Annotated in this window: 16 protein-coding genes and 1 tRNA gene; 11 read left to right on the plus strand and 6 right to left on the minus strand. The window is 66.6% G+C overall.

The genetic code is table 11. The features are described 5' to 3' along the window. From aroB to Q0S71_RS00985, 3 genes are all read left to right on the plus strand, one after another. Positions 1-754: 3-dehydroquinate synthase (gene aroB / locus Q0S71_RS00975; protein WP_295990156.1), on the plus strand; the 754-nt coding region annotated here is incomplete at its 5' end. Positions 755-770: 16 nt separating this feature from the next. After that, positions 771-1,907, plus strand: a complete 1,137-nt coding sequence (locus Q0S71_RS00980; RefSeq protein ID WP_295990157.1) for a deoxyguanosinetriphosphate triphosphohydrolase — start codon at positions 771-773, stop codon at positions 1,905-1,907. Between the two features lie 54 nt (positions 1,908-1,961). Continuing rightward, the gene (locus Q0S71_RS00985) at positions 1,962-2,306 is read left to right on the plus strand and encodes a hypothetical protein (RefSeq protein ID WP_295990158.1); all 345 of its coding nucleotides are present in this window, start codon (positions 1,962-1,964) and stop codon (positions 2,304-2,306) included. 6 nt (positions 2,307-2,312) lie between these two features. Here the strand turns inward: Q0S71_RS00985 and mutY are convergent, their stop codons facing one another. The 3 genes from mutY to mutM form a co-directional block, all read right to left on the minus strand. Then, entirely contained in the window at positions 2,313-3,476 is a 1,164-nt protein-coding gene (gene mutY, locus Q0S71_RS00990) for an A/G-specific adenine glycosylase (RefSeq protein WP_295990159.1), read from the minus strand. Positions 3,477-3,485: 9 nt separating this feature from the next. After that, positions 3,486-5,414, minus strand: a complete 1,929-nt coding sequence (locus Q0S71_RS00995; protein ID WP_295990171.1) for a dynamin family protein — start codon at positions 5,412-5,414, stop codon at positions 3,486-3,488. 65 nt (positions 5,415-5,479) lie between these two features. Then, positions 5,480-6,313 (minus strand): bifunctional DNA-formamidopyrimidine glycosylase/DNA-(apurinic or apyrimidinic site) lyase, encoded by an 834-nt coding sequence (gene mutM, locus Q0S71_RS01000; RefSeq protein ID WP_295990160.1) that lies wholly within the window; start codon positions 6,311-6,313, stop codon positions 5,480-5,482. A 226-nt stretch (positions 6,314-6,539) separates the two neighbouring features. On the opposite strand from mutM, the gene Q0S71_RS01005 reads away from it, so the two are divergent. The 7 genes from Q0S71_RS01005 (at position 6,540) to pth (ending at position 12,577) form a co-directional block, all read left to right on the plus strand. Further along, a complete protein-coding gene (locus Q0S71_RS01005) occupies positions 6,540-8,309 on the plus strand; it encodes a tetratricopeptide repeat protein (protein WP_295990161.1) in 1,770 nt (589 codons plus the stop codon). 3 nt (positions 8,310-8,312) lie between these two features. Continuing rightward, a complete protein-coding gene (locus tag Q0S71_RS01010; protein ID WP_295990162.1) occupies positions 8,313-8,918 on the plus strand; it encodes an outer membrane lipoprotein LolB in 606 nt (201 codons plus the stop codon). 35 nt (positions 8,919-8,953) lie between these two features. Beyond that, entirely contained in the window at positions 8,954-9,832 is an 879-nt protein-coding gene (gene ispE, locus Q0S71_RS01015; RefSeq protein WP_295990163.1) for a 4-(cytidine 5'-diphospho)-2-C-methyl-D-erythritol kinase, read from the plus strand. Positions 9,833-9,906: 74 nt separating this feature from the next. After that, positions 9,907-9,983 (plus strand) — tRNA-Gln (locus tag Q0S71_RS01020). A 152-nt stretch (positions 9,984-10,135) separates the two neighbouring features. Then, a complete protein-coding gene (locus tag Q0S71_RS01025) occupies positions 10,136-11,086 on the plus strand; it encodes a ribose-phosphate pyrophosphokinase (RefSeq protein ID WP_295990164.1) in 951 nt (316 codons plus the stop codon). Between the two features lie 178 nt (positions 11,087-11,264). Then, on the plus strand, positions 11,265-11,903 hold the full coding sequence (locus Q0S71_RS01030; protein WP_295990165.1) for a 50S ribosomal protein L25/general stress protein Ctc: 639 nt from the start codon (positions 11,265-11,267) through the stop codon (positions 11,901-11,903). Positions 11,904-11,992: 89 nt separating this feature from the next. After that, entirely contained in the window at positions 11,993-12,577 is a 585-nt protein-coding gene (gene pth / locus Q0S71_RS01035; protein ID WP_295990166.1) for an aminoacyl-tRNA hydrolase, read from the plus strand. A gap of 45 nt (positions 12,578-12,622) precedes the next feature. On the opposite strand, the gene Q0S71_RS01040 is transcribed toward pth, so the two are convergent. Genes Q0S71_RS01040 through Q0S71_RS01050 form a run of 3 tightly spaced genes read right to left on the minus strand, consistent with a single transcriptional unit; the run spans position 12,623 to position 17,073 of the window. Further along, complete coding sequence (locus tag Q0S71_RS01040) at positions 12,623-14,092, minus strand: DUF3999 family protein (RefSeq protein WP_295990167.1); 1,470 nt, start codon at positions 14,090-14,092, stop codon at positions 12,623-12,625. Then, positions 14,089-15,780 carry a DUF2339 domain-containing protein gene (locus tag Q0S71_RS01045; protein WP_295990168.1) on the minus strand — a complete coding sequence of 564 codons (1,692 nt, stop codon included), beginning with the start codon at positions 15,778-15,780 and terminating at the stop codon, positions 14,089-14,091. The genes Q0S71_RS01040 and Q0S71_RS01045 overlap by 4 nt, the downstream gene beginning before the upstream one ends. 36 nt (positions 15,781-15,816) lie before the next feature. After that, positions 15,817-17,073, minus strand: coding sequence for a DUF2339 domain-containing protein (locus Q0S71_RS01050; RefSeq protein WP_295990169.1), 1,257 nt, complete (start codon positions 17,071-17,073; stop codon positions 15,817-15,819). Between the two features lie 353 nt (positions 17,074-17,426). Here Q0S71_RS01050 and Q0S71_RS01055 point away from each other — a divergent pair, with 353 nt between their 5' ends. Beyond that, positions 17,427-18,422: a PEP-CTERM sorting domain-containing protein gene (locus Q0S71_RS01055; protein WP_295990170.1), complete on the plus strand. Its 996-nt coding sequence runs from the start codon at positions 17,427-17,429 to the stop codon at positions 18,420-18,422. Positions 18,423-18,728: the final 306 nt, after the last annotated feature.

Consider the following 18,728-nt stretch of genomic DNA (forward strand, 5'->3'; position numbering starts at 1 on the left):
CTACGCGGCCGCCAGCTATATGCGCGGCGTGCCCTTCGTGCAGGTGCCCACCACGCTGCTGGCCCAGGTCGACTCCTCGGTCGGCGGCAAGACCGGCATCAACCACCCGCTCGGCAAGAACATGATAGGCGCGTTCTACCAGCCGCGCGCCGTCATCGCCGACACCTCGACGCTGGCGACGCTGCCGGCGCGCCAGTTGTCGGCCGGCCTGGCCGAAGTCATCAAGCACGGCGCCATCATCGACGCCGCCTTCTTCGACTGGATCGAAGCGAACATCGGCAAGCTGATGGGCCGCGACAAGGGCGCGCTGGCCTACGCCATCGCGCGCTCCTGCGAAATCAAGGCCGAGGTGGTGCGCCAGGACGAGCGCGAAGGCGGCCTGCGCGCCATCCTCAATTTCGGCCACACCTTCGGCCACGCCATCGAAGCGGGCATGGGCTACGGCGCCTGGCTGCACGGCGAGGCGGTCGGCTGCGGCATGGTGATGGCGGCCGACCTGTCGCGGCGCCTGGGCCTGGTTGACGCCGCCACCGTCGAGCGCGTGCGCGCGCTGGTGGCCGCCGCCGGCCTGCCCGTGGTGGCGCCCGACCTGGGCACGGCGCGCTGGCTGGAACTGATGGAAGTGGACAAGAAGAACGAGGGCGGCGCCATCAAGTTTATTTTGCTCAAACCGCTGGGCAGCCCGAGCATCACCCACGCGCCGCAGCAGGCGCTGCTGGCGACGCTGGCGGCTTGCGTGGCCTCGGCCACCTGACGCGGGCGGCCCGCCCATGATCCCCGACGATTTCCTCGCGCCCTACGCGGCCCGGTCGGCCGGCGGCGTCGGCCGCCTGCACGCGGAGCCGGCGCACGCCTCGCGCAGCCAGTTCCAGCGCGACCGCGACCGCATCATCCACTCGTCGGCCTTCCGCCGGCTCGAATACAAGACCCAGGTCTTCCTCAACCACGAAGGCGACCTGTTCCGCACGCGCCTGACCCACAGCCTGGAAGTGGCGCAGATCGGCCGTTCGCTGGCGCGCAACCTGCGCCTGAACGAAGACCTGGTCGAAGCCATCTCGCTGGCGCACGACCTCGGCCACACGCCCTTCGGCCACGTCGGCCAGGACGTGCTCAACGACTGCATGAAGGAACACGGCGGCTTCGAGCACAATCTGCAAAGCCTGCGCGTGGTCGACGAGCTCGAAGAACACTACGGCGCCTTCGACGGCCTGAACCTGATGTTCGAAACGCGCGAAGGCATATTGAAGCACTGCTCGCTGAGCAACGCCCGCCTGCTGGGGCCGGTCGCCCAGCGCTTCATCGAGCGCAGCCAGCCCTCGCTGGAGGCGCAGCTGACCAATCTGGCCGACGAGATCGCCTACAACAGCCACGATATCGACGACGGCCTGCGTTCCGGCCTCATCACCATCGAACAGCTGGAGCAAGTCGATTTCTTCGCCCGCCTGTGGCACGACGTGCAGCGCCACTACCCCGGCCTGTCCGGGCGGCGCGCGATCTACGAAACGCTGCGGCGCCTGATTACGGCCCTGGCCGACGATTTGATCGCCACCTCCGGCGCCTTGCTGCTGGACGCGGCGCCCCGCGATATCGATGCGGTGCGCGCGGCGCCGCCGCTGATCCGTTTTTCCGACGGCATGCGCCGCGACGCGACCGAGCTGAAGCGCTTCCTGCGCGAGAATCTCTACCGCCACTACCAGGTCAACCGCATGCGCATCAAGGCCAGCCGCATCGTGCGCGAGCTGTACGACGCCTTCCTGTGCGACCCGGTGCTGCTGCCGCCCGACTATCAGGTCCAGTCCGGCGACACCGGCCGGCAGGCGCGCGAGATCGCCGACTACATCGCCGGCATGACCGACCGCTACGCGATCCGCGAGCACCGCCGCCTGTTTTCGCTCGACGAGCTTTGACGGGCATCAAGGCTGCGGCCTTGATTTTCCCCGGTCGTCCGACAATGATGGTGGATGGACGAACAAACGACACGGTTGGACGAGCGCATGGTGGTGGTCGAAACGCGACTGCCGGCGGTGGAGGCGCGTTTGATCGTCATTGATGGGCGCCTGGGCAATGTTGATTCAAGGTTGCTCATGCTGGAGAAGGACGTCGGCCTGCTCAGGGAGGATGTCGCGGTGATCCGCTCCAACTATGCCTTGAGGGAGGATGTCGCGGTCATCCGTTCCAACTACGTGACGAAAAACGATTTGAGTGCGATGGAAACCAGAATCCTCAAATGGTTTATCGGCACCGGCATCACCTTGGCGACCCTGACTTTCACGGCCGGCTACGCCGTGGCCAGAATGTTGCACTAAGCCCCATCAAAACATGCGCGCCTGCGCGGCCGCGCCGTCGCCCAGCAATTCCAGCAGCAGTTTCTTGATCGGCGCCGGCAGCGGCGCGTCGGCCAGGCGGGCCTGGTCGTACCACACGTGGCCGGCCTCGGCCGCCGCGTGTAGGCGGCGCGACAGCGTCACCCGATACGGCGCGATGTGCAGCTTGTAGTGCGTGAAGACGTGGGTGATGGTCGACAGCCGCTCGTGCGATTCGAGCGTGCCGTGGCGGCCCACCGCCAGCGTCAGCGCGGCGTGGTCGGCGGCCGCGACGTGGCCGTCGTCCGCCGGCGTGTGGCCGTCCAGCTCCGGCAGCGACAGCAGACCGCCCCAGATGCCGGCGTCGGGCCGCTGCTCCAGCAGCACCTGGCCGGCATCGACGATGACCAGCATCGTCGCGTGCTTTTCGGGACTGGCCTTCTTCGGCTTGCGCACCGGTAAATCCTTGGTGCGGCCGGTGGCGTGGGCCACGCAGCGCGCCTGCAAGGGGCAGCGCTCGCAGCTGGGGCTGCTGCGCGTGCACAGCGTCGCGCCCAGGTCCATCAAGCCCTGCGTGTACGATTCTATGCCTTGCAGAGGCAGCAGCGCTTCGGCGCGGCGCCACATCGCCTGCTCGGTTTTTTTCTCGCCCGGATAGGTGGCGATGCCGAACACGCGCGCGAACACGCGCTTGACGTTGCCGTCCATGATGGCCGCCCGCGTGCCGCTGGAAAACGCGGAGATGGCCGCCGCCGTCGAGCGGCCGATGCCGGGCAGTTCGGCCAGCAGGGCGGGGTCGGAAGGGAACACGCCGTCATACTCGGCGACCACACGCTGGGCGCATTTGTGCAGGTTGCGGGCGCGGGTGTAATAGCCGAGGCCGCTCCACTGCGCCATCACATCCTCGACCGGCGCGGCGGCCAGGTCGCGCAGCGTGGGAAAGCGGGTGAGGAAGCGCGCGTAGTAGCCGAGCACGGCCGCGACCTGGGTTTGCTGCAACATGATTTCCGACAGCCAGATCAGATAGGCGTCGCGCGTGTTCTGCCAAGGCAGCACGTGCCGGCCGTGCTCTTTTTGCCAGCCGATGACGGCGGCCGAAAAACCGGGATCGTCCAATGCGGCACCGCCGGCCGCGCCTGGCAACGGCGCCGCCTCTTCAAGCTTGTACTTCATCCATGCTTCCTATGCTGCCGCGTCCAGCTCCACCAGTTCCGCGTGGATCGCGATGCTGATATTGCCGGCCAATTCGTTGAGACGGTTTTTCTGCTGCTCCAGTTCGCGTTGGCTCAGTTCGAACGCGTCGATTTTCTGTTCCAGGCTGTCGCTGGCGTCGTGGATGCGCTGGATCGACGCCAGCCGGTGTTTCAATTGATCCTTGTGCTGGCGGATCTGCGCCTCCAGCGGCGCCATGATGACGCGCAGCCACGCCTCGGCGTCTTCGTTGGCGGCCTTGAAGCAGGCCCGCACGCGCGACGCTATCGTGTCGAAGAATTTTTCCATCAGCACCGCGCGGCTGGTGGTGATGAGCGTGGCCGTGCCGAACTGCTTGTGGTAGGCGGCCTCGATGGTGGCGATTTCGTCGGCGTAGCGTTGCAGCGAAAACGGCATCGGCAGCGCCATCGTCAGCCCGTGCTCGCTGGAAAAGCGGCGGTACATCACGCCCATCATTTCCGAGATTTCCACGGCCTTCAGTTCGGAGCGTTCCAGGTTGTCGCCGATGCGCTGGAAATACTGGCGCACCGCCTCGCGCACGCCGATGAAGAAGCGGCTGCGCTCCATCTCGCCGCGCACGGTGTCGATGTCGTCGCGCACGATGTCCATGCCGAGGCTGGTGTACAGCTCGGTCGACAGCCGCGTGAACACCGAGCGCGTGGCCTGCAACTTGAACAGGCTGGCGTCGAAGTCCTTTTTCTCGACGTCGATGCGGCGCATCATGTGGGCGATCACGTTCTGGTTCTTGCCGCGCAGGCTTTTCAGCTCGTGCAGCTGTTCGACGATGCCGCGGATGCGGGCGCCGACGATGGTTTGCTGGGCCGCGCTGAGCGCGTGCAACTCCTCGCCCAGCTGCTTGCGCACGATATCCTTCTTGGCCGGGATCAGCTCGTTGAACAGCGCGCTTTCCAGCGCCTGCAAACGACTCTTGGCGAGCAGGGCGGGGTCGTTGTTGATCTTGCCGACCAGCGCCTTTTGCGCCGACACGGGAAACACCTGGCGCGGTTCCAGCGCCAGGATGTGGGCCACGCTCGCCTGCTGGCGCTCGATCTCGACCTCGATCTCGGCCTCGCTGCGCAGCTCGTCCCACATGGAATCGATTTTATTGAGCACCACCAGACGGCCGGCGCCGGCGCCGATGTGGGTGCGCCACACTTCGATGTCGCTCTTGGTCACGCCGGTGTCGGCCGCCAGGATGAACAGCACGGCGTGCGCGTTCGGGATCAGGTTCAGCGTCAGTTCCGGCTCGGTGCCGATGGCATTCAAGCCCGGCGTGTCGAGGATGACCAGGCCCTGCTTGAGCAGCGGGTGGGGGAAGTTAATGATGGCGTGGCGCCACTGCGAAATCTCGACCCGGCCCTGCTCGTCCAGCGTGACCGGCATGTCGGGATCGTCGGCGTCGTACAGGCCGTAGCGCTGCGCCTCCTCGACCGACACCTGGCGCGTCAGGCTGACCTGCTTGAAAGTTTCATGCATGGCGTCGCCCGCTTCCAGGTCCAGCGGCAGCACGGTCCAGGCCGACGGATCGTCGCGGTAGTCGCTGGTCGACAGGTTGGCGGCCCGGGTTTCGATGGGCAGCAAACGGATCGACGGCGGCCACGCGGGGTCGTACATCAGCTCGGTCGGGCACATGGTGGTGCGGCCGGCCGCCGACGGCAGGATGCGCTGGCCATAGTCGGCGAAGAAGATGGCGTTGATTAATTCCGACTTGCCGCGCGAGAATTCGGCCACGAAGGCGACCGACAGTTTATCGTCGGCCATGCGCGCCAGCGTGCGGCCGATGCGCTGGTCGGTGGCGGCGTCGGTCAGGTCGGCCGCCGCCACCCAGCTGCGATAACTGCTCAGCGCGGCGATCACGCCCTGGCGCCACGCGCTGTACTGTTCGAAATCTCGGACCATCATGCTTGCTTCCCTCCGCCGGTTTTTCACGAGCGATTTTTTTGACGTTGCGATTTTTTCGGCAACTATTTTTGACAATTGACGCAATAAAACGTCGAACGCTGCCCCTGTTTGATCTGGCGCACCGGGGCGCCGCACACGCGGCACGGCACGCCTGCACGATCATAGACGAAATAAGTCTGCTGGAAATAGCCCGATTGGCCATTGACGCCAATAAAGTCGCGCAAAGTGCTGCCGCCCTGGACGATCGCCTCGGCCAGGATGTCGCGCACGGCCCGCGCCAGCCTGTCGTAGCGGGCCAGGCTGATGCGCCGCGCCGGCGTCTTCGGGTTGATGCCGGCCCGGAACAGGCTTTCCGAGGCGTAGATGTTGCCGACGCCGACGACGATGTCGCCCGCCAGCAGCACCTGCTTGATGGCGGCGCCGCGCGTGCGCGTCTGATCGTACAGCAGCTGGCCGGAAAAGCCGTCTTCCAGCGGCTCGACGCCGAGGCCGCGCAATAAAATATGCTGGGCCAGCTCGCCCTCGTCGCTGCCATGCCACAGCACGGCGCCGAAGCGGCGCGGATCGGTCATGCGCAGCACTTGCTGGCCGTCGTCGCCGTCGACGACGAGGTCGAAATGGTCGTGCTTGTCCGGCGCTATGCCCTGCGGCAGCACGCGCAAATGGCCGGACATGCCGAGGTGGACGATCAGCGTGCCGTGCTCGAAGTGGATCAGCAGATACTTGCCGCGCCGCCCCGTCAGGCCGACCGTGCGGCCGGCCAGCGCGGCCGGCAGGTCGGCCGGAAACGGCCAGCGCAGGCCGCTGCGCCGCAGCACGACGGCGCGCACGGCCCGGCCTTCGATGTGGGGCGCGACGCCGCGCCGGGTGACTTCAACTTCGGGCAATTCTGGCATGGTGGTGGTGGACTCGCTGTGGACGCGCTGCTGGGTGGAGGAGGTCGCTCCCCGGCCGATACGGAAACTGTGAGGCTGGCAAGAATATTTCGTTACACTAGCGGCGATTAGTCAGTATTTCAACCGCATTGCAAACATACGCAAACCAGACCGAGGGCGTAAAATCAAGCTTAGGCAGTATTGCCGAAGAGCTTAATCCGCCGCCCGACTTGCCAGGATCTTTCCTTTGAAAAACGCATTCGCCATTGTAACTCTCTCCGCCCTGCTGTCGGCGTGCGCCGTCGCGCCGCAGAAACAGGACGAGTCCGCGCCGGCGCCGGCCGCCGAGCCCGTGGCCGTGGCCGACGCGGCCGCCGCGCCGGTCGATGAAGTGTTGCCCAACGTCGAGCTGACCAGCGACCTGATGTACAAGCTCACCAAGGCCGAGCTCGAATTCAAGGCCGGCCAGTGGCAAAGCGCCTACATCACCATGCTGGCGCTGGCGCAGCAGACGCGCGATCCGCGCCTGGCCAAGCGCGCCACCGACATCGCCCTGGCCGCCAAACAGGCGCCGGAAGCGCTGGTGGCGATCCGTTTGTGGCGCGACCTGGCGCCCGCGTCGGAAGAGGCGACCCAGTATTTCCTCGGTTTCGCCGTGCTCAATCCCGACCTCAGCGAGGCCGAGCGCATCTTCGCCGAGCGCCTGAAAACGGTGCCGGCGGCCGGGCGCGGCCTGGCCATGTTCCAGATGCAGCAATTCCTGCTGCGCGCCAAGGACAAGGCGGCCGCCTTCGGCCTGCTCGACCGCGTGCTGGCGTCGTATGGCGACTTGCTGGAAACCCATCTGGTGCTGGCCCAGAGCGCCTTCGCCGCCGGCGACACCGAGCGCGCCCGCACCGAGGCGCTGCGGGCGCTGGCCATCAAGCCCGATTCGGAACTGGCGGCGCTGACCCAGGCCCAGGTCGCGCCCGACCTCGACACGGCCACCGCCGGCCTGGTCGCCTTTTTGGCCAGCAATCCCAACGCCCGCGAAGTGCGCGGCGCCTACGCCCGCATCCTGGTCGACGCCAAGCAGTACGAGCCGGCGCGGGCCCAGTTCCTGGTGCTGCTCAAGCAGCAGCCCGACAACGTCGCCACGCTGTACGCGCTGGGCGTGATGGCCATGGAAACGGCCGACGCGGCCGGCGCCGAAACCTATTTCAAGCGCTTCCTGGCCGTGGTGGCCGAGCACCCGGGCGAGGACCGCGACCCGTCCAAGGTGCTGTTGATCCTGGCCGACCTGGCCGAGGAGCGCGGCGACTTCGACGGCGCGCGCCAGTGGCTGGCCAAAATCGACGCCGCCGATCCGCGCCTGGCGCTGACGGCGCGCCTGAAAAGCGCCCAGCTGACGGCGCGCAAGGGCGACATCGACGGCGCCCGCCAGGAACTGGCCGCGCTCAAATCGTCGGACGCCGGCGAGGCCGCGCAAATCATCCAGACCGACGCCCAGATCCTGCGCGACGCCGGCGACAACCGCGCCGCCTACACGGTGCTGGAAAACGCCATCAAGCGCTTCCCCGACAATCCCGACGTGCTGTACGACTACGCGCTGGCGGCCGAGAAGCTCGACCGCCTCGACGTGATGGAGGCGAGCCTGCGCCAGGTGATGGCGGCCGCGCCCGACAACCAGCACGCCTACAACGCGCTCGGCTACTCGCTGGCCGAACGCAATGTGCGCCTGACGGAAGCCTACGCGCTGATCGACAAGGCGCTGAAGATGGCGCCCGACGATCCCTTCATCATGGACAGCATGGGCTGGGTGCAATACCGGCTCGGCCACCTGAGCGAGGCGGAAGCCTTGCTGCGCCGCGCCTACAAGCTGCGCAACGATCCTGAAATCGCGGTCCACCTCGGCGAAGTGCTGTGGGTGGAGGGCGACAAGAGCGGCGCCGAAAAAGTCTGGCTGGAAGCGCGCGCCAAGGATCCGAAGAACGACGCGCTGAAAAGCACGCTGGCCCGCTTGAACCTGAACCTGTAAACGATGAAAAAATTTGCCCTGAAGTTCGCCGCCGCCGGCGCGGCCGCCACCTTGCTGGCCGCCTGCGCCACGGTCGCCGACGGCCCGCGCTCGAGCGCCGCCGTCGCCCCCTACCGCGACACCATCAACCTGAACGGCCGCCTCAACGTCAACTACCACAAGGACGACAAGCCCGAATCGCTGACCGTCAACTTCAGCTGGCGCCAGCAGGCCGACCGCACCGACGTCGCGCTCATGTCGCCGCTGGGGCAGACCGTCGCCACCGTCCACGTCACGCCCGGCGAGGCCACGCTGACCCAGGGCGGCAAGGCGCCGCGCAGCGCGGCCGACGTCGACACGCTGAGCGCGCAGCTGCTCGGCTGGTCGCTGCCCGTGTCCGGCCTGCGCGACTGGCTGCAAGGCTACGCCACCGGCGCCGACGGCAGCCGCTTCGCCGCCACGCCGGCGCGCGACAGCGTCGTCACGCGCGACGGCTGGCATCTGCACTACGTCAGCTGGCAGGACGCGGCGGCCGCCGTGCCGCAACCGCGGCGCATCGACGCCAGCCGCAGCGGCGGCGGCCAGGTCGACGACATGGAAATCCGCATCGTCATCGATGCGCCCCTGTGATCGATGTCCGCTTTGATCCCGCCAGGAATATCGTCATGAACAGTCTGAACAATTGCCCGGCCCCGGCCAAACTGAATTTATTTTTGCACGTCAACGGCCGCCGCGCCGACGGCTACCATTTGCTGCAAACCGTGTTCCAGCTGGTCGACCACGGCGACACGCTGCACTTCGCGCTGCGCGACGACGACGCCATCGTCCGCACCACGGAACTGGCCGGCGTGCCCGAGCAGAGCGACCTGACGATGCGCGCCGCCAGCTTGCTGCAGGCCGAGGTGTTGCGGCGAACGGGCGCCTTGCCGCGCGGCGTGGACATCGCCATCGACAAGGTGCTGCCCATGGGCGGCGGCCTCGGTGGCGGCTCGTCGGACGCGGCCACCGCGCTGATGGCATTGAACTATTTGTGGCGGGCCGGTCTAACCAAGGAAGAGTTGATGGCGCTGGGCCTGCCGCTGGGCGCCGACATCCCGTTTTTCATCTACGGGCAGACGGCGTTCGCCGAGGGGGTGGGGGAGGCCATGCAGCCGGTGCGGGCGCCGCAATGTTGGTATGTCGTCATCGAACCGGGTGTCGCCGTGCCGACGGCCGCAATTTTTTGTGCCGAGCATTTGACAAGGGACACGGCGCCCGTCATAATAACGGACTTTTCCAGCCACCTCGAAAATCGAGCTGATTTGATGGGTTACGGAAGAAACGATTTACAGCAAGTGGCAACGAGTTTATTCCCGCCGGTAGCCGAGGCGATAGAATGGCTCAGCGCCCACGGCGATGCCAGGATGACTGGTTCCGGTGCTTGCGTGTTTTGTGCGGTTGCAGGCGAAGTCGAAGCCGATGCGGTGCTGTCAGCAGTACCGCAAAAGTGGAAGGCCTGGAAAGCCAAGGCGCTGACGCATCACCCGCTCGCCGCGATGTTGTAGCGTGTAAAAAGATTTGGCTTTGCGGCATTTAGGCGGTAAAATACCGGCCAGTGACGACAAGCAGTCAGTTGCGTAGGGGAATCGCCAAGCTGGTTAAGGCACTGGATTTTGATTCCAGCATACCAAGGTTCGAATCCTTGTTCCCCTGCCATTCATTTCCTTGCAATTCCGTCGAGGCGTCACCGTCTCCGGTCAGGGTAAAGTTAAGTGGTCCGGCCCAGCGCCGATCATTCTGAGCACAGCGCCACGCGGCGTGCGCTGGTGACTTTTCAAAATATTCAACGACTATCTCTGGGACTCCCTATGGCTTACGAAAACCTGATGGTTTTTACCGGCAACGCTAATCCTGCGTTGGCAGAAGGAGTCGCCAAGAATCTCGGCATCCCCCTCGGCAAAGCCAACGTCTCGAAATTCTCCGACGGCGAAATCATGGTGGAAATCAACGAAAACGTCCGCGGCAAGGACGTTTTCGTGCTGCAATCGACGTGCGCCCCCACCAACGACAGCCTGATGGAATTGATCTTGATGGTCGACGCGCTGAAACGGGCTTCGGCCGGCCGCATCACCGCCGCCATCCCGTATTTCGGCTACGCCCGCCAGGACCGCCGCCCGCGCTCGGCGCGCGTGGCCATCTCGGCCAAGGTGGTCGCCAACATGCTGGAAGAAGCCGGCGTCGAACGCGTGCTGATCATGGACTTGCACGCCGACCAGATCCAGGGCTTCTTCGACATTCCCGTCGACAACATCTACGCCTCGCCGATTTTGCTGGGCGACCTGCAGAAGAAGAATTACCAGGACTTGCTGGTGGTGTCGCCCGACGTCGGCGGCGTGGTCCGCGCCCGCGCGCTGGCCAAGCGCCTCGGCTGCGACCTGGCCATCATCGACAAACGCCGGCCGAAGGCCAACGTGTCCGAAGTGATGAACATCATCGGCGAAGTCGAAGGCCGCAACTGCGTCATCATGGACGACATGGTCGACACCGCCGGCACGCTGGTCAAGGCCGCCGAAGTGTTGAAGGAACGCGGCGCCAAGAAAGTGGTGGCTTATTGCACCCACCCGGTGCTGTCGGGCCCGGCGATCGAGCGCATCACCAATTCCTCGCTGGACGAGCTGGTCGTGACGGACACCATCCCGCTGTCGGACGCGGCCAAGGCTTGCGGCAAGATCCGCCAGCTGACCTGCGCGCCCCTGCTGGCGGAAACGTTCAAACGCATCATCAAGGGCGATTCCGTGATTTCCCTGTTCATAGATTAAAATAAACGATTCATTCGTTGTGGTTTTAAATATACTTTAAAATCAATGACTTACAACGGCGCGCCACGCGCCGTTGTGTTTTGTAATTGCATGGGCGCGCGAGCGTTCATTTCCGAAGCACCCTGGTCGCGGGGGCTTCATAACATGGGCGCAAGCCCTGTATTTATTGGAGTATCAAATGAAAGTTGTCGCATTCAAACGTGAATTGCAAGGTTCCGGAGCGAGCCGCCGCCTGCGCATTTCCGGCCAGACCCCTGGTATCGTCTACGGTGGCACTGAAGCCCCGATGAACATCTCGCTGGACCACAACGCCCTGTACCACGCGTTGAAAAAAGAAGTGTTCCACTCCTCGATCCTGGACCTGGAAATCGACGGCGTCAGCCAGCAAGTGTTGCTGCGCGACTTCCAGACCCACGCGTTCAAGCAACTGGTTCTGCACGCTGACTTCCAGCGCATCGATGCCAACACCAAGATCCACATGAAAGTCGCGCTGCACTTCGCCAACGCCGACGTTTCGCCAGCGGTCAAGCTGCACGGTGCCACCATCAGCCACGTCGCCAACGAAATCGAAGTATCGTGCCTGCCAAAAGACTTGCCAGAGTTCATCACCGTTGACCTGTCGAACATCGACGTCGGCCACTCGCTGCACATCGGCGAAATCGCCATGCCAGCCGGCGTGACCGCGGTCACCCACGGTTCGAACCTGACCATCGCCACCGCTTCGGTCCCGGCCGGTCACGTGTCGGCCGAAGCCGCTGTCGCCGCTCCAGCCGCCCCAGCCGCTGACGCCAAGCCAGCCGCTAAAGCCAAGAAGTAATCGGCCGCCGCAGCGATGCGGTTGCGGAACTGAGAAACCCCCTCCAGCTTAGTGCCGGCGGGGGTTTTTTTTGATTTTGAAAGTGGACCATGCCCATACGTCTCATCGTCGGCCTCGGCAATCCGGGCGCCGAATACGAACAAACCCGCCACAACGCCGGCTTCTGGCTGGTCGACAACCTCGCCAACAGCCTGCCCGGCGTACGCCTGCAGCGGGAAACCCGCTTCAACGCGCTGGTGGCCAAGACCGCCATCGGCGGCCATGACGTGTGGCTGCTGGAGCCGCAGACGTTCATGAACCGTTCCGGCCAGTCGGTCGGCGCGCTGGCCCGGTTTTACAAGGTGGCGCCGGATGAGGTGCTGGTCGTGCACGACGAGCTCGATCTGATGCCGGGTGTCGCGCGGCTGAAGAAGGGCGGTTCCTCGGGCGGCCACAATGGCTTGAAAGACATCACCGCCGCGCTCGGAACCCAGGATTACTGGCGCTTGCGGATCGGCATCGGCCACCCGCGCTCGCTGAGCCTGCAACAGCAGGTGGCCGACTTCGTGCTGCACCGGCCGCGCCGCGAAGACCAGGTGCTGATCGAGGACGCCATCGACAAATCGCTGCGCGTGATGGCGCAGATTTGCGAAGGCAAGTTCGAGGCCGCGACCATGACGCTGCATACGGCTTGACGACTTGATCCGGCCGGCGCCGGCCGCGGCGCGTTTGCGTTCTCCTCAGTTTGCAGGCGGTTCGACCGCTCCCACCTGCTTGAGCAAGCGCCACACCATATAGGCCAGCGCGGCGACGCCCAGCAGCAGCACCGCCCACAACGCCAGCAGCCGCCGCCGCGCGGCCGCTCCCGCCTGCGCAGGCGCGAGCTCCGGCACGGCCGTCGCCGCGTTTTCATGCGCGAGGCGGGCCGGGCCGGCGCTGGCGCTCGCCAGGCCCTGCAACTCGGTTTCCGAAAAGCCCGGCGCCACCTGTTCCATGTCGCGCGCGGCGCTGACGGCGTCGGCCCGGCCCACCGCCAGCGTGTAGGGTGCGTTACCGCTGGCCAGGAAGACGATGCTGGCCGGTGTCCAGCTCAGCCGCAGCGCCGGCCTGCTTCTTGTCACAGCGGGACCTTGCGGCCGCAGCACCCATTGCGTCGTGTGCACCGGCGCCACGTCGACATCGCCCGACGCGCGCAGCCTGTCGCCCTGGGCGATGCGATAGAAAGTGGCGCTGAGCAGCGGCTCGAAACGCCAGCTGCCCGTCTGGCCGAGCTGGCGCGGCGGCAGCTCGCGATAGGTGCCCAGCTGCGCCGGCAGCACCACATTGTTTTCCGTAAATTGTAGGCCGACCGTGGGCGCCGCCACCGCCAGCGGCGTCGTGTAGACCAGGTCGCCCGCCTGCCGCCCAGGCGCCGCCGGCAGCAGCAGCGTTTCCGTGTCCGGGGCCACGAGACTGGTCAGCAATTGCTGCGCGCTGACGGCGGCGAATTGCCGCGGCGTGCCGCTGCGCCAGCTCAGCCGCCCATAGCGGAAGCGGCGTGGAGGAAATTCGAGCTTGTCGTTGGCCAGCATCTGGGCATCGGCGCTGAGCAGCCAGTTCAATTCCGTGCCGCCGGCCGCATCCCACTGTTTCATGTCGTCGCTGGTGTCGAGCCAGACCTGGGCGCTGTAGCCGCGCAGCTTGGGCGGCGCGGTGAAGCGCAGCGCGTCGATCAGCGCCGCGCCGCTGGCGCCGGCCGGGCCCAGGTCCAGTATCAGGGCCGCCAGTCGCGGCGCCTTCGCGCCGCCCGGCACATCGCCGTCGCCAAGGCCGCCGGACCGAGGCTGGTCGGGCCGCACGCGCACCGATGTCAGGCGGCCGTCGCCGTCGGTGTGGACGTCGAGGTCGAGTTGATCGGCGCGGCGCTCGTCCATCAGTGGGAATATTTTCATGGCCAGCTGACGGTGGCTGGCGCTGCGTTCGGTCGCCGGCATGCGCAGCGCGTACGGCAGCGCCGCGCCGCCGGCATCGAACACGCGCACGTCGTCGAGCGAGGACGTGCGCGCGTGCAGATCGGCGTCGAGCGGCAGGCGCAGCTGCACCACGCCCGTTTTCGCGACGGTCAGCGGCAGCGCATAGGCGTAGTCGGCCGGCGTGTCCGTGGCCGCCGCCGCTGACCATGCCATGGCCCACAACACAAGGGGCAGGTAGTGCGATGGTTGCTTGCTCATGGCGATCCCGGTCGGATGGCTGGCGCGGCGCGCGGCGCCGGGTAGGGGGCGAGGTAGCCGATGCCGACCATCAGCGCGCCCACGCCGAGGAAGGAAATGATGCGCTCGATGCCGCCCACGTTCGACAGGTCGACCAGGAACAACTTGGCCACCACCAGGCCCAGCAACGCCGCGCCCGGGATCCAGGCCAGGCGCGCCGCGTGCCGCGCGGCGCGGAGCATCACCAGCAGCGCCGTGACGCTCCACAGCAGCGACAACATCGCCTGCACGACATGGGAGGCATACAAGGCGTCGACATCGTAGGCCAGGCCGAGGTAGTGCGCCACCGCGCGCAGCAGCGCCAGGTTGAGCCAGCTGTAGCCGAGCAGCGCGGCGGCGATCGCCAGGCGGGTCCGGACCGGCGCCGCCGGCACCACGGCCTGGGCGCCGGTCGTCAACATGCGGTAGCAGGCGAAGGCCAGCGGCAGGGCGAAGGCGCTGCTCAGGTCGAGCGGGTTGAGCAGCGGCACATAGGGCAGCGGCGCCATCGCGCCGTCCTGCGTCAGGTTCCACACGGCCACCAGCAGCAGCGACCAGGCGCAGGCCAGCGGTATCAAAAACTGCCGATACCATGGCGCGACGGGGCGCACCGGCCAGGCATCAGCTTGCGCGCGGCGCATCAGCCAGGCCAGCGCCGCCATCGTCAACCAGGCGGGAACGAAGCGCGCCCAGTTGGCGCTGCCGTGCCAGCCGGCGTCGAGCAGCAAGCGGGCCTGGGCCGGGTTGCCACCCGCGAGCCAGCGCGCGATGCAGATGCCGGCCAGCGGCCAGATCATCAGCCACGGCCCGGCGCTGCGCAGCGTGTGCAGCAGCACCAGGATGCGGGTGTCGATGTGCCAGCCGTTCGCGGGCCACGCGTCCAGCAGCCACTCGGCGGTCAGCCACAAGGCCAGGCCGGCGGCCGCGCTCTCGACGGACGGCAGGCGATATTCGCCGTACAGCCCTTCCAGCAGGAACACGGTGGCGCCCAGCAGCAGGCCCCAGATGGGCACGCCCGACCAGCGTAATGCGGGCCAGCGCAGGCGGCGCGACAGCCACAGCAAGGGCGCGCTGCCGGCCACCAGCAGCAGCGCGTAGGCCGGCCAGAACGGCGCGTCGCCCGTGCCACTGCTCTGGATCAGGCGCTGGTAGTGCAGCGCGAGCCACAGCGCCACCGTGGGCAGGATGGTGCCGAACCACCACAGCCCCGACCACGCCAGCAGCCAGTTCGCCAGCGCGCCGACGGCGGCGTCCGGCGCGCGATGCCGTATCAGGCTCCAGCCGCTGAACATGGCGCCGGCCAGTATCATCAGTTCGCCCAGGATGGGCGTATCGAGCAGATCGTAGGGCAGGTCGCGCATGTCCCATTGCAGCGCCGTCAGGATCAGCAGCGTGATGCCGGCCAGCGCCTGCACCAGCAGCGCCAGCGTGTTCGCCAGCCGCCAGGCCATGGCGCTGGCGATCCAGCCCAGCACGATGGCCGTGAGCAGGGCGCTGGCCACCAGCGCGTTCGCTTGCGTCACGGCGTTGGTGCGCAGGACGATTTCGATCCATGCGCCGGCCAGCAGCCAGACCGTGGCGCAGGTCAGGAACACCCCGGCCAGCAGCGCGAACAGTCCTTGCGGGGCGTCGCCGTCCGCCGTCCGCTGGGCGCGGAAGCGGGTCGCCATCAAAAAGGCGGTCAGCGCCAGCAGGAAAAAGCCCAGTCACAGATTGGCGTCGAGCTCGCCCGACTGCGCCATTCCTGTGACGGCGCCGGTGAAGGACAGCCAGGCCGCCACTTGCACCAGCAGGCCGAACACCCACGTCAGGCGCTGGCGCTGGCGCAATCCCACCCAAACCATGCCGGCGCCTTCCAGCGCCCAAGCGGCCGACGTCCAGCGGCCGTCGAGCGCGAAGGGAATGGCCAGCGTGCCGAAGGCGATGCCGAGTGCAAGGAAGGTATCGGCCAGCAGATCGTATTTGTCGCGCCGGCGCCCCAGCAGCGTCGCCAGGCCGAGGTAGAACAGGCCCAGCGCCAGCGCGGAATACGCGACGCCGAACGGCAACGGCCGCACCAGCGCGGACTGCAAGCCGAAGGCCAGCATCGGCGTGCCGAAGATCAGCGTGCCATCCACGTAATGCTTCAGGCGCAGGACCTGCTGGCGCGCGTAACCGAGCGCGATCGAAACGTAGTAGAGGAAGAACAGGATCAGGAAAAACTGGACCGACGGGTAGTTTTCCGGCTGGTAGAGCAACACGCCCCAGGCGGTGCCGATGACGAAGGTGAACGCGAAGCCCAGCAGGTTGAGCGGACGCCACGAGCGCAGCAGCGCCAGGCCGAAGATGCCGGCGTTGAGCACGGCGTAATAGCTGAACAGGCCGATGTGGCTGCCGCCGCCGCTCGACGCCAGCAAAGGCGCGGCGAAGCCGCCGGCGATGCCGAAGATCGCCAGCCACTGGGAGTTTTGCAGCACGGCCAGCGCGCAGGTGAAGGCGGTCAGCACGAACAGCAGCGCGAACGCGAGCGCACCGGGGATGAGATGATAAAGGCGGAAGGCGCCGAAGGTGACCAGCATCAGCACGGCCAGCGCCGTGCCCTGCACCGGCAGGCTGATGCTGGCGCGCCGCTCGCGGATGCGCCAGCCCCAGGCCAGCAGGGCGAGGTCGGCCAGCACGATGGCGGTCAGGCGCAATTCGATGGGGACGGACACGCGCGCGGCCGTGTACTTGAGCAGGAAACTGATGCCGATGAACAGGATCAGCAGTCCCAGCTTGGCGACCAGGTTGCCGCCGAATAGCCAGCGCCTGGCCGCCGACGGCCAGTCCGGTGGGGTGTTGTGCGCGCTGTTGGATGGGTGGGCAGGCCCGAAGTCCGGCTGCGCTGGCGATGCCGGGGATGGCGGCGCGCCGCTCCGGTCTTCCGGCGCCGCGAGGAACACCGGCGCAATGTGGGCAGCGTCAGCCTCGACATTGACCGCCATATTTACAGCCAGGTCCACATCGACATTGACGTTCGTCTCCGCAACGATCTCCCCTGGCTCCGCTGCGGATTCGGCGTCCTGTCGCGGCCAATAAGCCTGCATCGTGGGCGCAGGCTTGGCCGCGGCGGGTGTGGCCTCGGCCATATCCGCGGACGACGTTGGCGGCGCCCTCTTCGGCGCCCTGTCCTCGCGGATGACGTATTCACGCAATGTATTGATTTCGCCGCGCAACTGGTCGATGCTGTGCTTCGCGTCGCGCATGCCGGCCTTGGCGGTCCACCGACCCGACCAAGCCGAACGCGCTGGGCCAGTCCGGCAGCCTGAGCGGCAAGGGCTACACCCCGGTGGCGCGGGTGGCGGTGCTCATCAACGCCAACGGCCAGGTCGATGCGTCGACCGCGCTGACCGGCGTTTATAACGGCAACAATCCGCGCAGCGTCTACTCGGCCGACCGCAGCTCCTTCTACGTGTCGGGCCAGGGCACGTCCGGCGACACCACCGGCGGCGTGTTCTACGCCACCCGCGGCAGCCACACGGCGACCGCGATCACCGGCCTCGACGCGACCGGCAACACGGTGGCGCAAGACACCCGCTACGTGCAGGTCTACAACGGCCAGCTGCTGGTGTCGGCCGACAGCAAGCAGGGCAGCGGCAACAGCCGCGACTTCATCGGCACGCTGGGCGCGGCCGGTGCGCCGCCGACCGCGCTGGCCAACGGCGGCGCCGGCGCCACCCAGTTGAGCGGCTTCGGCGGCAGCAAATCGGGCACGCTGGTCGTCACGGCGGCCAACGGCAACGGCATCAACCCGGTCGGCAAGACCGTCAACCTGAGCCCGGAAGCGTTTTATTTCGCGGCCAAGGACACCCTGTACGTGGCCGACAGCGGCGTGCCGAAAAACACGTCCGGCAACAGCAGCACGCTGGGCGATGGCGGCCTGCAAAAATGGAGCAACAGCAAAGCCGACGGCAGCGGCACCTGGACCCTGGACTACACCGTCGCCGCCGGCCTGAACCTGGTCGCCAACACGGCCGCCGCCGGCACCACCGGCCTGCTGAGCCTGACCGGCAAGGTGCTGGGCAACGGCCAGGTCGAACTGTACGCGACCAACTACACGGCCGGCGACACCGACCAGACCTATCTGTACGGCGTCAGCGACACGCTGTCGGCCACCAGCAAGGCGGCCGGCGAAAGCTTCACCATGCTGGCCGCCGCGCCGGCCGACTCCAACTTCAAGGGCCTGTCGTTCGCGCCGACTTCGCTGGCCGCCGTGCCGGAACCGTCGACGGTGCTGATGTTCGGTGCCGGCCTGGCCGGGCTGATGCTGGTGCGCCGCCGCCAGCAGCGCTAAGCGGCCGCCGCCAAGGCGACGGCGCCGCCGCCTTGTTTGCTGTGCCCCGAAGCGCGACAGTTCGTCGCCCCCCAAGTCCGGCCGTCGTGCCGGACTTTTTCTATGGAGCGTCGATTTTCAGCTTTGAAAACGGGAAGTTTTTTGAGGAGTGGCGGCTGGGGAGTTACAATTGACCCCTTATACGCAGCATTAGCACCCATTTTTCAGGAAACGTCGCCTGCGCGGCCGTTTTTCACTAGCCGCTTGCCGGCAATATTGATTATTAAAGGTTCACATGAGTCTCCAATGCGGCATCGTCGGCCTGCC

Origin of the sequence: Rugamonas sp. (assembly GCF_025354735.1) — a bacterium.
In the GTDB taxonomy this organism is placed as follows: Bacteria; Pseudomonadota; Gammaproteobacteria; order Burkholderiales; family Burkholderiaceae_D; genus Rugamonas.

What these genes read in the sequence shown, in the direction of transcription:
- Q0S71_RS00985 (WP_295990158.1), top strand. Translation starts at nt 1,962, where the DNA reads ATGGACGAACAAACGACACGGTTGGACGAGCGCATGGTGGTGGTCGAA.
- Q0S71_RS00995 (WP_295990171.1), bottom strand. Translation starts at nt 5,414, where the DNA reads ATGGTCCGAGATTTCGAACAGTACAGCGCGTGGCGCCAGGGCGTGATC.
- Q0S71_RS01040 (WP_295990167.1), bottom strand. Translation starts at nt 14,092, where the DNA reads ATGAGCAAGCAACCATCGCACTACCTGCCCCTTGTGTTGTGGGCCATG.
- Q0S71_RS01030 (WP_295990165.1), top strand. Translation starts at nt 11,265, where the DNA reads ATGAAAGTTGTCGCATTCAAACGTGAATTGCAAGGTTCCGGAGCGAGC.
- mutY (WP_295990159.1), bottom strand. Translation starts at nt 3,476, where the DNA reads ATGAAGTACAAGCTTGAAGAGGCGGCGCCGTTGCCAGGCGCGGCCGGC.
- Q0S71_RS00980 (WP_295990157.1), top strand. Translation starts at nt 771, where the DNA reads ATGATCCCCGACGATTTCCTCGCGCCCTACGCGGCCCGGTCGGCCGGC.
- Q0S71_RS01025 (WP_295990164.1), top strand. Translation starts at nt 10,136, where the DNA reads ATGGCTTACGAAAACCTGATGGTTTTTACCGGCAACGCTAATCCTGCG.
- Q0S71_RS01050 (WP_295990169.1), bottom strand. Translation starts at nt 17,073, where the DNA reads ATGGCGGTCAATGTCGAGGCTGACGCTGCCCACATTGCGCCGGTGTTC.
- mutM (WP_295990160.1), bottom strand. Translation starts at nt 6,313, where the DNA reads ATGCCAGAATTGCCCGAAGTTGAAGTCACCCGGCGCGGCGTCGCGCCC.
- Q0S71_RS01010 (WP_295990162.1), top strand. Translation starts at nt 8,313, where the DNA reads ATGAAAAAATTTGCCCTGAAGTTCGCCGCCGCCGGCGCGGCCGCCACC.
- Q0S71_RS01045 (WP_295990168.1), bottom strand. Translation starts at nt 15,780, where the DNA reads ATGGCGACCCGCTTCCGCGCCCAGCGGACGGCGGACGGCGACGCCCCG.
- pth (WP_295990166.1), top strand. Translation starts at nt 11,993, where the DNA reads ATGCCCATACGTCTCATCGTCGGCCTCGGCAATCCGGGCGCCGAATAC.
- ispE (WP_295990163.1), top strand. Translation starts at nt 8,954, where the DNA reads ATGAACAGTCTGAACAATTGCCCGGCCCCGGCCAAACTGAATTTATTT.